The sequence below is a fragment of the Streptomyces lydicus genome, assembly GCF_001729485.1.
Lineage (GTDB): Bacteria > Actinomycetota > Actinomycetes > Streptomycetales > Streptomycetaceae > Streptomyces > Streptomyces lydicus_D.
On record NZ_CP017157.1, the window covers coordinates 7420154 to 7434143 of the forward strand.

Genomic DNA, 13990 nt, shown 5'->3' on the forward strand with positions numbered 1-13990 from the left:
AAATGTCAGCGGCAGTGCGCGCCGGCCCGGGCGCCCCGCGCGGCAACGACGACAAAGTGCCCTCGCCCGGGCGAGTTGGGGCACTATGGCCGGGTGGCTGCTGCGGGCGGGTCTCCGAGGGTGGCGAAGGTGGCGAAGACATCGCGGAAGTCGTCGAGAGTGTCGTCGCGGACGTCGTCCCGGGGGTGCCGGCCCCGGCGGGGGGTGGGGTCGCGGGGGGCCGGGTGCGGCGGGCGGGCCGGGCCGCCGGGCGGGCGCTGCGGCGGCCGTTCACCGGCGTGGCGCGGCGGCTGCGGCGGGTGACGCATGCGCACGGGGCGGGCGAGTCCGGGCTGGCCGAGCTGATCGAGCTGCACGCGGTGAACTCCGCCGGCGACATGATGATCACGGTCGCGCTGGCCTCGACGGTGTTCTTCTCGGTGCCGACGAATGAGGCGCGGGGCCGGGTGGCGCTGTATCTGGCGGTGACGATGGCGCCGTTCGCGTTGCTCGCGCCGGTGGTCGGGCCGTTGCTGGACCGGGTGCCGCACGGCCGGCGGGCGGCGATGGCGGGGGCGATGCTGGCCCGGGCGCTGCTGGCGTTGACGATGTCGGGTGCGGTGGCGAGCGGCGGGTTGCAGCTGTATCCGGCGGCGCTGGGGGTGCTGGTGGCGTCGAAGGCGTACGGCGTGGTCCGCAGTGCGGTGGTGCCGCGGCTGCTGCCGCTGCGGATCTCGCTGGTGAAGGCCAACTCGCGGGTGACGCTGGCGGGCCTGGTGGCGACGGGGCTGGCGGCGCCGGCCGGGGCCGGGCTGCATCTGCTGGGGCCGGCGTGGCCGCTGTACGGGGCTTTTGTGGTGTTCGTGGGGGGTACGTGTCTGTCGTTCTCGCTGCCGCACAAGGTCGACTCGGCGCGGGGTGAGGCGCGGGCGCGGCTGGCGTCCCGGGAGGCGGGTGCGGGGCCGGCGGGCGGCCGGCCGGTGAAGGCGGGGCTGCGGACGGTCGGCCCCTCGGTGCTGCACGGGTTGCAGGCCAACGCCGCGTTGCGGGCGCTCTCCGGGTTCCTGACGTTCTTCCTGGCGTTCCTGCTGCGGGCGCATCCGCTGGGCGGGCTGGGCGCGGCGGCCTCGCTCGGGCTGGTGGCGGTGGCGGCCGGGGCGGGGAACGCGTTGGGCACCGCGGTCGGGGCGTGGTTGAGGGCGCGCGGCCCGGAGCCGATCGTGGCGGCGATGCTGGGCCTGGCGCTGGGGGTGACGGTGCTGGCCGCGGTGTTCTACGGGGTGCTGGCGGTGGGCGTGGTGACGGCGGTGGCGGCCACCGCGGGCCTGTGCCAGGCGCTGGCGAAGCTGTCGCTGGACGCGATGATCCAGCGTGATGTGCCGGAGGGGGTGCGGACCTCGGCGTTCGCCCGGTCGGAGACGGTGCTGCAGCTGGCGTGGGTGGTGGGCGGGGCGATCGGGATTTCGCTGCCGCTGGTCGGCGTGGTGGGGATGGCGGTGGCGGCGGGGCTGGTGTCGGTGGGCGCGGCGCTGGCCGGGCGGGGGCTGCTGAGCGCGGGGCGGCACGGCGGTACGGCGGCGGCGCGGGTGGCGTGACGGTGGGCGGGCCGGGCCGGTCGGGCGTGCGGCGCGGCACGCCGCACCCGCGCGTGGCGTGGGCCGGGGCGCCAGATAGCCTGCCCGTATGACCGCTGCGTTGATCTCCTGGGGCAAGGGCCGCCGTGCCGCTGCCGCCATCGGTGCCGTGTCCCTGGGTCTTGTCACCCTCTCCGCCTGCGAGAAGCCGACCGCGCTCGCGACCGTGACCGTCGGCTCGTCGACCGTGACGGCCGAGGCCACGCCCGGCTGCGACGGCCACGGCAAGGACCTGTCGCGCAAGGCGGTCGCCGCCTGCATCACGAAGAAGGGCGGCAAGAGCATCACCGTCCATCCCGGTGAGAAGGTGCGCGTCGGCGTCGACCCGGAGGTCGCCAAGTCCGGCTGGATCGTGATCGGTGCCGGTCCCGTCATGCGGGAGCCGAGCAAGCAGACGTACCGCAGCTTCGACGCGGACACGCTGTTCATGCAGCAGAACCCGCAGACCGGTCAGACGACCTACACCAAGGACGTCACGCTGCAGGTCGCCGAGATCGGCAAGAGCGAGGGCCCGACCACGATGTGGCACTTCACGCTGAAGCAGAAGGACTGAGCGCTCTGAGCGCGCGGGACGCCGGGAGCCCGGCCGCGGACGGCGCGGACCGGGCGGGCCGGGTCCTGGTCGTCACGGCGGTGGCCGCCGAGCGTGACGCGGTGTGCGCCGCGTCGGCGGACGGCGCGGCGACGACGGCGCGGACGCTGCCCGGCGGCGGTGAACTGCGGTGCGTGCGCGGCGGGCCGGTGGCGCTGGACGTGCTGGCGGCCGGTGTCGGTCCGGCCGCGGCCGCGGCGGGCACGGCCACCGCGCTGACCGCCGCGGCGCTCGCCGGCACGCCGTACGGCCTGGTGGTGTCGGCCGGTATCGGCGGCGGTTTCGCCCCCGGGCCCGGCGCCGCCCTGCCGGACGGAGCGCCCTCGGGGGTGCCGCTGGGTGCGGTGGTGGTCGCGGACATGATCGTCGCGGCGGACCTGGGCGCCGAGACCCCCGACGGATTCACGCCGGTCACCGAGCTGGGCTTCGGGACGGTGGCGCACCGCCCCGATCCGGCGCTGGTCGAGGCCGTCGCGGCGGCGGCCGGCGCGGCCGTGGGCACGGTCCTCACCGTCTCCACCGTCACCGGCAGCGCGGCGCGCGCCGCGGAGCTGGCGGGGCGTCACCCGGGGGTGCTGGTGGAGGCGATGGAGGGCTTCGGGGTGGCCGAGGCCGCCGCCGCGCACGGCGTGCCCGTGCTGGAGGTCCGTACGGTCTCCAATGCCGTCGGTCCCCGCGACCGTGCCGCGTGGCGTATCGGTGCCGCGCTCGCCGCGCTCACCGGTGCCTTCCGTACGTTTCCCGGAGCCGTGGCCGCCGCCGGCGGGCCGGCTGCGGACCCGCACCGTCCCTCCAGGAGGAGCCCGTGACCCGGCCGTTGAACATCGCGTACTCGCCGTGCCCGAACGACACCTTCGTCTTCGACGCGCTGGCGCACGGCCGGGTCCCCGGCGCGCCGGGGCTGGCGGTCACCTTCGCCGACATCGACCTGACCAACGGCATGGCCGAGCGCGGCGAGTTCGATGTGCTGAAGGTGTCGTACGCGGTGCTGCCGTGGGTGCTGGAGGAGTATGCGCTGCTGCCGTGCGGCGGGGCGCTGGGGCGCGGCTGCGGGCCGCTGGTGCTGACCCGGCAGGGCGGCGGGGCCGCGGGCCTGGCGGGGAAGACGGTGGCGGTGCCCAGTGAGCGGTCGACCGCGTATCTGCTGTTCCGGTTGTGGGCGGCGGCCGAGGTGCCGGGCGGCGTCGGGGAGATCGTGGTGCTGCCGTTCCACGAGATCATGCCGGCCGTGCGCGACGGCAAGGTCGACGCGGGCCTGGTGATCCACGAGGCGCGGTTCACGTACCAGGACTACGGGCTGAGCTGCCTGGCCGACATGGGCGAGCACTGGGAGCTGACCACCGGCCTGCCGATCCCGCTCGGCGCGATCATCGCGAAGCGGTCGCTGGGCGAGGAGGCGCTGCGCGGCCTGGCGGCCGCGATCCGCACGTCCGTGCAGATGGCCCGGGAGGATCCGGAGGCTTCTCGTCCGTATGTGCTGGAGCACGCGCAGGAGATGGACCCGAAGGTGGCGGACCAGCACATCGGGCTGTACGTCAACGAGTTCACCGCCGACCTCGGTGAGGACGGCTATGCCGCGGTGCGCGGGCTGCTCACCCGCGCCGCGGCCGAGGGGCTGGTGCCGCCCCTCGGCCCGGATGCGCTGCGTTTCGTGTGAGGCGCCGAACGGGCGCCGGTGTGGCGGCGCCCGGCGGTGCGCCGGTGTGGCGTCAGACGTCGAGCTGGTCGGCGACCGCGCGCAGCATGCCGGCGATCTTCGAGCCGTGTGCCTTGTCGGGGTAGCGGCCGCGCTCCAGCTGCTGGGTGACGTTCTCCAGGAGCGTGGTGAGGTCCTGGACGATCGAGGCGAGTTCGTCGGGCTTGCGGCGCTGGGCCGCGGCGACCGAGGGAGCGGGGTCGAGGAGGGTGACGGTCAGTGCCTGGTCGCCGCGCTGGCCTGCTACGACGCCGAATTCGACGCGCTGGCCAGGCTTGAGTGCGGCCACGCCGTCGGGCAGCACCGACGAGTGCACGAAGACGTCACCGCCGTCATCGCGGGAGAGAAAGCCGAAGCCCTTCTCGCTGTTGAACCACTTGACCTTGCCGGTAGGCACGTCTGTCCTCGTCCTCGTACTCGTGGGAAAAATCTGGGCTGGGGTCGACCGCTGAATCGGCGGCCCGGTGCGGAAGAATGCGGAAGAAACGGTCTGGATAGCAATGCAGCGGGCCGCAGGACCCGCCATCACCAAGGCTAATGGTCCGGGGGCCGGTGACAAGACGCCGCCGGGTGGATCCTCAGCGCTTCTGGCCCGGACTTACCCTGGTCAGGTGTCTGACGAAACTCCCCGCGCCGGGGATCTGCTGGTCCGAATCGGCGCGATCATGTTCCTTGTTGGCGCGGTGGCCACTCTCGCCACGATGACGCCGTTGTTCATCGGGGCCCACCCGCTGCCGTCCGCGTTCTACTGGCTGTGCATGCTGATGGGCCTCGGTTTCCTGGTGGCCGCGGGCGGGGTCGTGCGGTCCGCCGCCGCGCAGCGCCGTCAGGCCCGGGCGGCCGCGGAAGCCTCCGGCGCCTCGTCGCCGTCCGCCCCTTCCGCCCCGTCCGCCCCTTCTGCTACGTAGCGTTCCAGCCATGACGGAAAGGCCGTCAGGTCGTCCAGCAGCACCTCGGCGCCGGCCGTTCGCAGTTCGGCCGCGTCGCAGGGCCCGGTGACGACCGCGACGGACAGCGCGCCCGCGGCCCGCGCGCCCCGCACGTCGCCGGTGTGGTCGCCGACGTAGATCCGCGCGCCGTGCTCCCGCAGCGCCTCGGCCTTGGCCTCCGCCCACAGCGAGCCGATGACCGCGTCCGGCTCGATGCCCAGGTGAGCGAGGTGCAGCTGGGCGTTCGGCTCGTACTTGGCGGTCACCACGACGGCCCGGCCGCCCGCCGCCCGCACCGCGGCGACGGCCTCCCGCGCGCCCTGCATCGCCGGTGTCGGCGTGATGGCGAAGTCCGGGTAGAGCGCCCGGTAGAGGGCGCTGATCTCCGTCACCCGCTCCGCGGGGAACCAGCGGCGGATCTCCTCCTCCAGCGGCGGCCCCAGCCGGGTCACCGCCGCCTCGGCGTCGACGAAGGTGCCGGTCCTGGCGGCCAGCTCCTCGTAGGCGGCCTTGATACCGGGACGGGAATCGATCAGCGTCATGTCGAGGTCGAATCCGACCGTCAGGGGGTGTGCAGCCATGCCGGCCATTGTGCCGGTGGGCCCGATCCGGAGGACCCCGGGCCCAGCGTTCAGCCGTGCCTGACCGCACGTCCGTGCCGGCCGCGGACGGAGAGGGGCCCGCCTGAGGCCCCGGACGCCCGGCCGCCGCCTCGGCCTGATGCTGCTGGCGCTGCTCGCGCTGCTGCCCGCCGGCCTCCTCTCGCCGGCCGTGGGCAGCCGCGCGTTCACGCCGTCCGAGGTGCTCGGCGCCCTCGTCCACGGCGGTGACGGCGACGCCGCGCAGGTCGTGCGGTTCCGGCGGCTGCCGCGTACCGAGATCGGCCTGATGGTGGGCGCGGCGCTGGCGCTGGCCGGCACGGTCCTGCAGGGCCTCACCCGCAACCCGATCGCCGACGTCGTCCTCCACGCCTCCTACGGCACGCCGGAGAATCCCGGCAGGCGCAGATCACCACCGGCGGCCTGTGGAAGCGCCTGCGGGCGGTCACCACCGGGCACTCCTTCCGCGTCGACGACCAGCTCTGGATCCAGGGCATCGGCTGCACCGCGGCCGGCAAGATCCTCGACGAGATGCAGCAGCGGCTCGCCGCGCGGTGAGCGGCGCCGGGCGGGCCGGCCGCGGTGGCGCGCCGCCGGCCCGCGGCCGGGCTCAGCGGACCGTCCGGCGCATCCGCCACAGCAGGTAGAGCGCCGAGGCGACGGCCGCGACGCGGGCCGTGCCCGGCAGCGCGGCGAGGAGTTCCGGGCCCAGCCGGCCCTGCGCGAGCGGCTCGCCCCAGCGGCCGTCGAAACGGCCCCACATCCACACCACCAGGGCGCCGACGGCGGTCCCGGGCACGCCGAGCGCCGCGAACTTGGTCTCGGTGCGGGTCAGCCGGCGCGAGACGTAGGCCAGCGCCCAGCCGCCGGCCAGCGCGAGCCACGAGCCGAGCACCGCGCCGGCCACCAGGAGCAGCACCGCCAGCGTGGGGACGGGGCTGAGCCACGCCCGCAGCGGGAGGCCCCGCACGGCCTCGCCCGGGGTGCCGTCCGGGTCGGCGGTCCCCTGCGCGTCGGCCGCGGGCGGGGCGGCGGCCGGCCGGCGCCGGGTGAGCGCGCGGCGCAGCGGCTTCGGCAGCGGCCGGGCGCCGGCCGCGGCGGGGGCGTCGGCGGTGGCGCCGGCCGCGTCACCGGCGGCCGGCCCGCTGTTCTTCCGCAGCGACAGCCGCCGGCGCCGGCCGGCCGCGCCGGCTTCCGCTGCCCCGTCGTCGGCCGCCCCGCCGTCTCCGTCGGCGTCCTTGCCGTCCTTGTCGTTCTCGGGGCGCTCCCATATCTCCGGGATCTCGATGCCGCCGACGAAGCCGGGCACGGTCTCGCCCGGCCCGAACGGCGCCGGCTCGACCCGCCACCAGTCCGGTGCGTCCTGCGCGTCGCCGAGCTCGTCCGCGCCGGCGAGGTGCGGGGGCAGCCCGGCGGTCGGGACGGCGGGCGCGGGCGGGGCCGGGTCGCCGCCGCGGGGGGCGGGGACCGCGCCGCGTCCGGCGGCGGACCCACCGGGCGCGGCGGGGCCGCCGGTCAGGCCGGTGCGGCGGGCCAGACCGGTGAGCCGGTCGCGGGCGGAGGCGCGTCGTGGCGGTGCGACGGACGGGGACGGCGCGTCCGGCGGCGGGGTGCCCCCGGCCGCCGCGACCACCGCCTCCGGCGTCCCCAGCTGCGCCAGCAGCTTCTTGACGCCGGGCACCGAATCGGCCTGCGTGCCGTCTATCCGGGCGCGCAGCCCGGTCACCAGCCGCATGCGGGTGGCGGCGGGCAGGCCCCGCTGCTGGGCCAGGTCACCGACCCGGCTCAGATAGTCAAAGACGAGCTGATCACTCTCGATCCCCACGAAATCCCCTGCGGCCCGCGCTGGTTGCTCCCCCGACGGTACCCCCTCGCACCCCGCCGGAACCGGAGGCCGACGGAGCCGGCCGCCGTGGCGTACGGGCGCCCCGGCGGGTGCGGCGCGAGGTGCCGTGGCGGCTGCGGATCCGCCGTACCGCCGCTGCCTGTCTCCGCGCGCCCGGGGCGGCCGTTCGGCTCGGGCCGGGCCCGCGGGACACGGCAGCGGATCCCGCTCCCTGATCCGGCCTGATCCGAACGAAGCCCCTGACCCCGCTAACGTAGGACGAATGACCGATACTCCGCGCACCCTGGCCGAGGAGCTCCGCACCCGCACCGACAGCGGGCTCGTCGGACTGCTGCGGACGCGGCCCGACCTGCTCAATCCGGTGCCCGGGGACGTCACGCAGCTGGCGACCCGGGCCGGGACGCGGGCGTCGGTGGTGCGCGCGGTGGAGCGGCTCGACCGGTTCGTGCTGCAGACCGCCGAGGCCCTGGCGGTGGCGCCCGACCCGTGCCCGTACGGCACGCTGGCCGCGCTGATGACCGGGGACGCGGGGGACGAGGCGGTCGCCGCCGAGCTGCCCCGGGCGGTGGCGGTGCTGCGGGCGCAGGCGCTGGTGTGGGGCCCCGACGACCGGCTGCGGCTGGTGCGCACCGCCCGGGAGCTGCTGACGCCGAGCGCCGCGCACCCCTCGCCGACCGGTCTGGGCCCGACCGTCGCCGAGGCCACGGCCGGGATGTCGCCGGGGCGGCTGCAGGAGATCCTCGCGGCGGCCGGGCTGCCCACCACGCACGACCCGGTGTCCGCGGTGGCCGCGCTGACGGCGCTGTTCTCCGACCGGGCGGGCATGGCGGCGCTGCTCGACACCGCGCCCGCCGAGTCCGTCACGGTCCTGGACAAGCTGCTGTGGGGCCCGCCGTACGGCGGCGTCACCGACCGCCCGGCGCCGCATCTGCAGTGGCTGCTGGACCGGGGCCTGCTGCTGCCGGCGGGCGCCCGCAACGTGGTGCTGCCGCGGGAGGCCGCGCTGCACCTGCGCGGCGGGCGGGCGCACCACACCCCCGAGCCGCTGCCGCCCGCGCTCGCGCCCGCCACCGAACGCGATCCACAGCTTGTGGACAACGCCGCCGCGAGCCAGGCGTTCACCGCGCTGGCGACCGTCGAGGAACTGCTCAAGGAGTGGGACCTGGGCGGGCCGCCCGTGCTGCGCGCCGGCGGCCTGAGCGTCCGCGACCTGAAGCGGACCGCCACCGCCCTGGACACCACCGAGCAGCTCACCGCCTTCTGGCTCGAACTCGCCTACGCGGCCGGGCTGATCGCCTCCGACGGCGAGGCCGACGAGCGGTACGCCGCCACGCCGTTCGCCGAGGAGTGGCTGCAGCTGCCCGACGACCAGCGCTGGGCGGTCCTGGTGGCGGCCTGGCTGCCGGCGACCCGCACCCCGGGCGTGGTCGGCACCGCCGACGCGAAGGGGCGCGCCCTGGCCGCGCTCGGCCCGCACCTGGACCGCTCGCCCGCGCCGGAGGTCCGCCGGCGTGCCCTGATCCTGCTGGCCGGGCTGCCGCCGGGGACGTCCGTACCGGCCGCGGCGGTGCGCGCCCGGCTGCGGTGGGAGCGTCCGCTGCGCGGCGCCGGGCCGGGCGCGCGGGCCGCAGCCGCACCGGCGGGCGCCCCGGTCCCCGCGGCCGGCGGGGCGGCTTCCGCCCCGCCCGGCGCGGACGGGGCCGCCGCCGAGGACCTGCGTGCGCGGCTGGCCCAATGGGCGCTGGCCGAAGCCGAGTTGCTCGGCGTGACCGGGCGGGGCGCGCTCTCCGCCCACGGCCGGGCACTGCTCGGCCCGGAGCCGGAGGCCGCCGACGCCACCGCCGCGGAGACCGACGCCGCCGCGGCCCGCGCCGCCGCGCTGCTCGCTCCGCTGCTGCCCGAGCCCGTCGACCACGTGCTGCTGCAGGCGGACCTGACCGCCGTCGCGCCGGGTCCGCTGCGGCGGCCGCTCGCCGAGGCCCTCGGTGTGCTGGCCGACATCGAGTCCAAGGGCGGCGCGACCGTCTACCGCTTCACCCCGGCCTCGGTACGCCGCGCGCTGGACGCCGGCCGGTCCGCCGCCGAGCTGCAGGAGTTCCTCAGCTCCCACTCCCGTACGCCGGTGCCGCAGCCGCTCGCCTACCTCATCGACGACGTGGCGCGCCGGCACGGCCAGTTGCGGATCGGCGCGGCCACCGCGTACGTGCGCTGCGACGACGACGCGCTGCTCGCGGAGATCCTCGCCGACCGGCGGGCCGCCCCGCTGCGGCTGCGCCGCCTCGCGCCGACGGTGCTCGCCGCCCAGACCTCCCCCGAGCAGCTCCTCGACGGCCTGCGGGCGATGGGGTACGCGCCGGCCGCCGAGTCCGCCGCCGGCGACGTCCTGATCGCCCGCGCCGACTCGTACCGCACCCCGCCGCGCACCGCCCCCGGCCCGGTGCCGGACGGCCCGCCGCCGCCCGACCGCACCCTGCTGGAGGCGGCGGTGCGCGCCATCCGCGCCGGTGACCTCGCCGCGACCGCGGAACGCAAGCCGGTGCCCGCCCCCGCCGCGGCCGCCGGCGCGCTGCCGCGCACCACGTCCGCCGAGACCCTGGCCACCGTGCAGGCCGCGGTGCTCACCCACTCCGCCCTCTGGATCGGCTACGTGAACGCGGACGGCGCCGCGAGCCAGCGCGTGATCGCCCCGGTGCGGGTGGAGGGCGGCTTCGTCACGGCGTACGACCACACCGCCGACGAGGTACGGACCTACCCGCTGCACCGGATCACGGGCGTGGCGGAACTGGCGGACGACGCGGTGTGACCGCACCGGGGCCGCCCGTCCGGGCGGGCCCGGCCATCGCTATCGGGTCCGTGCGCCGATGCGGCACACTGGACGTTTGGCCGTATGTGCGGCCGCGGTGCCCGGTCGTCCCTGCGGCCGGCGGCCGGGAAGCGAAAGGCGAGGCGCGTGAACGGACCCCTCATCGTCCAGAGCGACAAGACGCTGCTGCTGGAGGTGGACCACGAGCTGGCGGACGCCTGCCGGCGGTCCATCGCGCCCTTCGCCGAGCTGGAGCGGGCGCCCGAGCACATCCACACCTACCGCGTCACGCCGCTCGGGCTGTGGAACGCCCGGGCCGCCGGGCACGACGCCGAGCAGGTCGTCGACGCGCTGGTGCAGTTCTCGCGGTACCCGGTGCCGCACGCGCTGCTCGTCGACATCGCCGAGACGATGTCGCGCTACGGCCGGCTGACGCTGGTCAAGCACCCGGCGCACGGGCTGGTCCTCACCACCACCGACCGCCCCGTCCTGGAGGAGATCCTGCGGTCGAAGAAGGTGCAGCCGCTGGTCGGCGCCCGCCTCGACCCGGACAGCGTCGTCGTCCACCCCTCCGAGCGCGGACAGATCAAGCAGACCCTGCTCAAGCTGGGCTGGCCCGCCGAGGACCTCGCCGGATACGTCGACGGTGAGGCGCATCCGATCGAGCTGCGCGAGGACGGCTGGGCGCTGCGGCCGTACCAGCAGCAGGCCGTCGAAGGCTTCTGGCACGGCGGTTCGGGCGTCGTGGTGCTGCCCTGTGGAGCGGGAAAGACGCTGGTGGGGGCCGGTGCGATGGCCCAGGCGAAGGCCACCACGCTGATCCTGGTGACCAACACGGTCTCGGCCCGGCAGTGGAAGCACGAGCTGGTGAAGCGGACCTCGCTGACCGAGGACGAGATCGGCGAGTACAGCGGGACCCGGAAGGAGATCCGCCCGGTCACCATCGCCACGTACCAGGTGCTGACGACCAAGCGGAAGGGCGTCTACCCCCACCTGGAGCTCTTCGACTCCCGCGACTGGGGCCTGATCGTCTACGACGAGGTGCACCTGCTGCCCGCGCCGGTCTTCAAGTTCACCGCCGACCTCCAGGCGCGGCGCCGGCTGGGTCTGACCGCGACGCTGGTGCGGGAGGACGGCCGGGAGTCGGACGTCTTCTCGCTGATCGGGCCGAAGCGGTTCGACGCGCCGTGGAAGGAGATCGAGGCGCAGGGCTACATCGCCCCGGCCGACTGCGTCGAGGTGCGGGTCAACCTGACCGAGTCGGAGCGGCTGGCGTACGCGACGGCGGAGACCGAGGAGAAGTACCGCTACTGCGCGACGACCGCGAGCAAGCAGTACGTCACCGAGTCGCTGGTCCGCCGCCACCAGGGCGAGCAGACCCTGGTCATCGGCCAGTACATCGACCAGCTGGACGAGCTGGGCGAGCACCTGGACGCGCCGGTGATCAAGGGGGAGACCACCAACGCGCAGCGCGAGAAGCTCTTCGACGCCTTCCGGCAGGGCGAGATCTCCGTCCTGGTCGTCTCGAAGGTCGCCAACTTCTCGATCGACCTGCCCGAGGCGACGGTGGCCATCCAGGTGTCCGGCACGTTCGGGTCGCGGCAGGAGGAGGCCCAGCGGCTGGGCCGGGTGCTGCGCCCCAAGGCGGACGGGCACGAGGCGCGGTTCTACTCGGTCGTGGCGCGCGACACCATCGACCAGGACTTCGCGGCGCACCGCCAGCGCTTCCTGGCCGAGCAGGGCTACGCGTACCGGATCGTGGACGCGGACGAGTTGCTGGCGGCCGACGAGGACGCGTGAGCGGGGCCAGGGGAGCCCCGTCGCGTCAAGGTGTCCCGGCGCTGCTCGCGTCAGAGCGTCCCGGGCCGGGCGGCGGACAGCTCGTCGGTGCGCGGGGCGGGGACGCCGGTGTCGGTGGTGGGGTCGTCGCCGGGAGGGCCGGCGGGGCGCCGCGTCCACCGGATGAGGACGGCCAGCAGGGCGAGCGCGAGCAGCGGGTACGGGGCCGCGAGCGGCTGCTGCCACCAGGAGATGTGCAGATCGAGGTCGCCGGCGTGCGGGACGATCCACATCGTCCGGGCGGTGAAGGCGACGGTGACGGCGGCCAGCAGCGCCCGGCGCCAGGGGCTGCGCCGGGTGTGCGCGGCGAGCGCGATGAGCAGCGGCACGCACCAGACCCAGTGGTGCGACCAGCTGATCGGTGAGACCAGCAGGGCGGTGACGGCCGTGGCGAGGACGCCCCAGGCGTCCAGGCCGCGCCGCAGACAGACCCGGCGGGCCGCGTAGAGCCCGGCCACGGCGGTCAGCCCGGCCGGCACCGCCCACAGCAGTCCCGGCTCGGGTTGGTGCAGCAGCCGGGTGATCAGCCCCTGGAGGGACTGGTTGTCCACGATCCAGACCTTGCCGACGCGGTCGGTCTCGAACATCCGCCGGGTCCAGAACTCGATGCTGGCGTCGGGCAGCACCAGCCAGCCCAGCAGCGCCGAGAGCAGGAAGCCGGCGAGGGAGTGGGCGGCGGCCCGCACCCGGCCGGTGATCAGCAGGTAGACCCCGAAGATCGCCGGGGTGAGCTTGATGCCGGCCGCGACGCCGGTGGCCAGGCCCTTGAAACGCGCGCCGTCCGGCCGGGAGAGGTCCCACAGGACCAGGCAGGTCAGCGCGAGGTTGACCTGGCCGAAGACGAAGGTCTGGAAGACCGGCTCCAGCCAGAGCCCGAGTGCGGTGGCTGCGAGCAGGGTCGGCGCGGTGTGGGCGGCCCTGCGCAGGCCGGCGGCCTTGCAGGAGAGGTGGATCAGCAGGGCGAGGAGGGCGGCGTTGACGAGGACGCAGACGACCTTGAGGGTGCTGAGGGAGAGCCAGGTCGTCGGGATGAACAGCAGCGCGGCGAAGGGCGGGTAGGTGGCCGGAAGGTGCCATTCGGTGACCGTGAAGCCGTAGAGGTCACCGCCGGTCGCGGCGGCCTGCCCCTCGGCACGGTAGACCACTATGTCGGACATCGGCAGCGGCTGGACCTGGTACAGCACCCACAGTCCGGCGAAGGACACGACGAGGAGCGCCGCTGCGAGCACCAGCCGGCGCGGGTGCGCGGTACTCACCGCCCAGGTGCGTCTCCAGGTCCACGTTCCCGTGCCCGTTCCCTCGGCGGCAGACACCCGTTGTCCCCTCCTCGTCACCCTGCGCGCGCCCTCTGCGGCGACGCTAGTGGATCGAGGCCGATCACCCGTAACGGTTTCCGGTCATCCGGATGTCGCCTCGACATCGTCGCGGCATCGGCCTCCGGACGGAATGGTGCGGGTTCGCCCCGAACGGTGCGGTGTGGTGCGCGCGTACGGCTACAGGTACGACCGCTCCGGGGCGGTTGGTGTCGTGCGGGGCAGCAGGAGGTGCGGGGTGGCAGGACGTGCGGGCGGACAGGGCGTGCGGGGTTGCAGGACGTGCGGACGGGCAGGGCGTGCGGGTCGGCTAGGCGGGGTGGCTAGGCGTGGCGGTGGGCTCGGCGGCCGGTGCGGTCGTCGGTCCGGTGGTCGGTCCGCTGGTCGGTCCGGTGTCCGGTCCGGTGGTCGGCGGGGGTGGCGTCCTCGCCGTACTCGCCCAGGACGGCCACGCTGAACGCGGCCCGGCCGAAGACCTTGACCGCCCGGAGCGCGTTGCCGAGGACGTGGCGGTGCCCGTGGACGGACGCGCCGCCGGCGGAGTCGGGGCCGAGGGCCGTGGCGCCCTTGGCCGGGTGGAGTACTGCGGACGACATGGAGGCTGGTGGAATCGCTGCGCTGCTCATGTCTCCATGATGGAATTCACGCGATTGGCGCACATCGGTCCACAGGTCCATCCTCAGCGCCCCCGATGTCCGCCTCCAGACCCACCCCATCCCCTACGGGAGACCGACGGCCCCTCAGGGTCACCCACCCCGGC

Annotated in this window: 12 protein-coding genes and 1 pseudogene; 8 read left to right on the forward strand and 5 right to left on the reverse strand. The window is 75.5% G+C overall.

What is annotated here, in order from left to right; translation table 11 throughout:
- The first annotated feature begins 224 nt into the window (after positions 1-224).
- The 4 genes from SL103_RS32115 (at position 225) to SL103_RS32130 (ending at position 3862) form a co-directional block, all read left to right on the forward strand.
- Complete coding sequence (locus SL103_RS32115) at positions 225-1574, forward strand: MFS transporter (RefSeq protein ID WP_244304092.1); 1350 nt, start codon at positions 225-227, stop codon at positions 1572-1574.
- Between the two features lie 88 nt (positions 1575-1662).
- On the forward strand, positions 1663-2166 hold the full coding sequence (locus tag SL103_RS32120; RefSeq protein WP_069574291.1) for a hypothetical protein: 504 nt from the start codon (positions 1663-1665) through the stop codon (positions 2164-2166).
- A gap of 5 nt (positions 2167-2171) precedes the next feature.
- On the forward strand, positions 2172-3014 hold the full coding sequence (locus tag SL103_RS32125; protein ID WP_069574292.1) for a futalosine hydrolase: 843 nt from the start codon (positions 2172-2174) through the stop codon (positions 3012-3014).
- Positions 3011-3862 carry a 1,4-dihydroxy-6-naphthoate synthase gene (locus tag SL103_RS32130; protein WP_069572470.1) on the forward strand — a complete coding sequence of 284 codons (852 nt, stop codon included), beginning with the start codon at positions 3011-3013 and terminating at the stop codon, positions 3860-3862. Before SL103_RS32125 ends, SL103_RS32130 begins: the two co-directional genes overlap by 4 nt.
- Before the next feature lie 52 nt (positions 3863-3914).
- Here SL103_RS32130 and SL103_RS39345 read toward each other — a convergent pair whose 3' ends face one another.
- Entirely contained in the window at positions 3915-4298 is a 384-nt protein-coding gene (locus tag SL103_RS39345; RefSeq protein WP_069572471.1) for a cold-shock protein, read from the reverse strand.
- Positions 4299-4512: 214 nt separating this feature from the next.
- Here SL103_RS39345 and SL103_RS32140 point away from each other — a divergent pair, with 214 nt between their 5' ends.
- The gene (locus SL103_RS32140; RefSeq protein WP_069572472.1) at positions 4513-4809 is read left to right on the forward strand and encodes a hypothetical protein; all 297 of its coding nucleotides are present in this window, start codon (positions 4513-4515) and stop codon (positions 4807-4809) included.
- On the opposite strand, the gene SL103_RS32145 is transcribed toward SL103_RS32140, so the two are convergent.
- Positions 4728-5411, reverse strand: coding sequence for an HAD family hydrolase (locus SL103_RS32145; RefSeq protein WP_069574294.1), 684 nt, complete (start codon positions 5409-5411; stop codon positions 4728-4730). The genes SL103_RS32140 and SL103_RS32145 overlap by 82 nt on opposite strands.
- Positions 5412-5550: 139 nt before the next feature.
- Here SL103_RS32145 and SL103_RS36610 point away from each other — a divergent pair.
- Positions 5551-5787 (forward strand): annotated as a pseudogene (locus SL103_RS36610) (iron chelate uptake ABC transporter family permease subunit); the annotation flags it as partial.
- 252 nt (positions 5788-6039) lie between these two features.
- Here SL103_RS36610 and SL103_RS32150 read toward each other — a convergent pair.
- Complete coding sequence (locus SL103_RS32150; protein WP_069572473.1) at positions 6040-7254, reverse strand: hypothetical protein; 1215 nt, start codon at positions 7252-7254, stop codon at positions 6040-6042.
- A 283-nt stretch (positions 7255-7537) separates the two neighbouring features.
- Between SL103_RS32150 and SL103_RS32155 the strand changes: the two genes are divergently transcribed.
- Entirely contained in the window at positions 7538-10078 is a 2541-nt protein-coding gene (locus SL103_RS32155) for a helicase C-terminal domain-containing protein (protein ID WP_069572474.1), read from the forward strand.
- A 147-nt stretch (positions 10079-10225) separates the two neighbouring features.
- Entirely contained in the window at positions 10226-11878 is a 1653-nt protein-coding gene (locus SL103_RS32160) for a DNA repair helicase XPB (protein ID WP_069572475.1), read from the forward strand.
- 50 nt (positions 11879-11928) lie between these two features.
- On the opposite strand, the gene SL103_RS32165 is transcribed toward SL103_RS32160, so the two are convergent.
- Both SL103_RS32165 and SL103_RS39695 read right to left on the reverse strand, forming a co-directional pair.
- On the reverse strand, positions 11929-13173 hold the full coding sequence (locus SL103_RS32165; RefSeq protein WP_079146091.1) for a glycosyltransferase 87 family protein: 1245 nt from the start codon (positions 13171-13173) through the stop codon (positions 11929-11931).
- Between the two features lie 380 nt (positions 13174-13553).
- Positions 13554-13826 carry a hypothetical protein gene (locus SL103_RS39695; protein ID WP_069572477.1) on the reverse strand — a complete coding sequence of 91 codons (273 nt, stop codon included), beginning with the start codon at positions 13824-13826 and terminating at the stop codon, positions 13554-13556.
- Positions 13827-13990 lie beyond the last annotated feature (164 nt).

Coding starts and splice junctions, on each gene's coding strand:
- SL103_RS32120 (WP_069574291.1), top strand. CDS start 1,663: ATGACCGCTGCGTTGATCTCCTGGGGCAAGGGCCGCCGTGCCGCTGCC.
- SL103_RS32145 (WP_069574294.1), bottom strand. CDS start 5,411: ATGGCTGCACACCCCCTGACGGTCGGATTCGACCTCGACATGACGCTG.
- SL103_RS32155 (WP_069572474.1), top strand. CDS start 7,538: ATGACCGATACTCCGCGCACCCTGGCCGAGGAGCTCCGCACCCGCACC.
- SL103_RS39695 (WP_069572477.1), bottom strand. CDS start 13,826: ATGTCGTCCGCAGTACTCCACCCGGCCAAGGGCGCCACGGCCCTCGGC.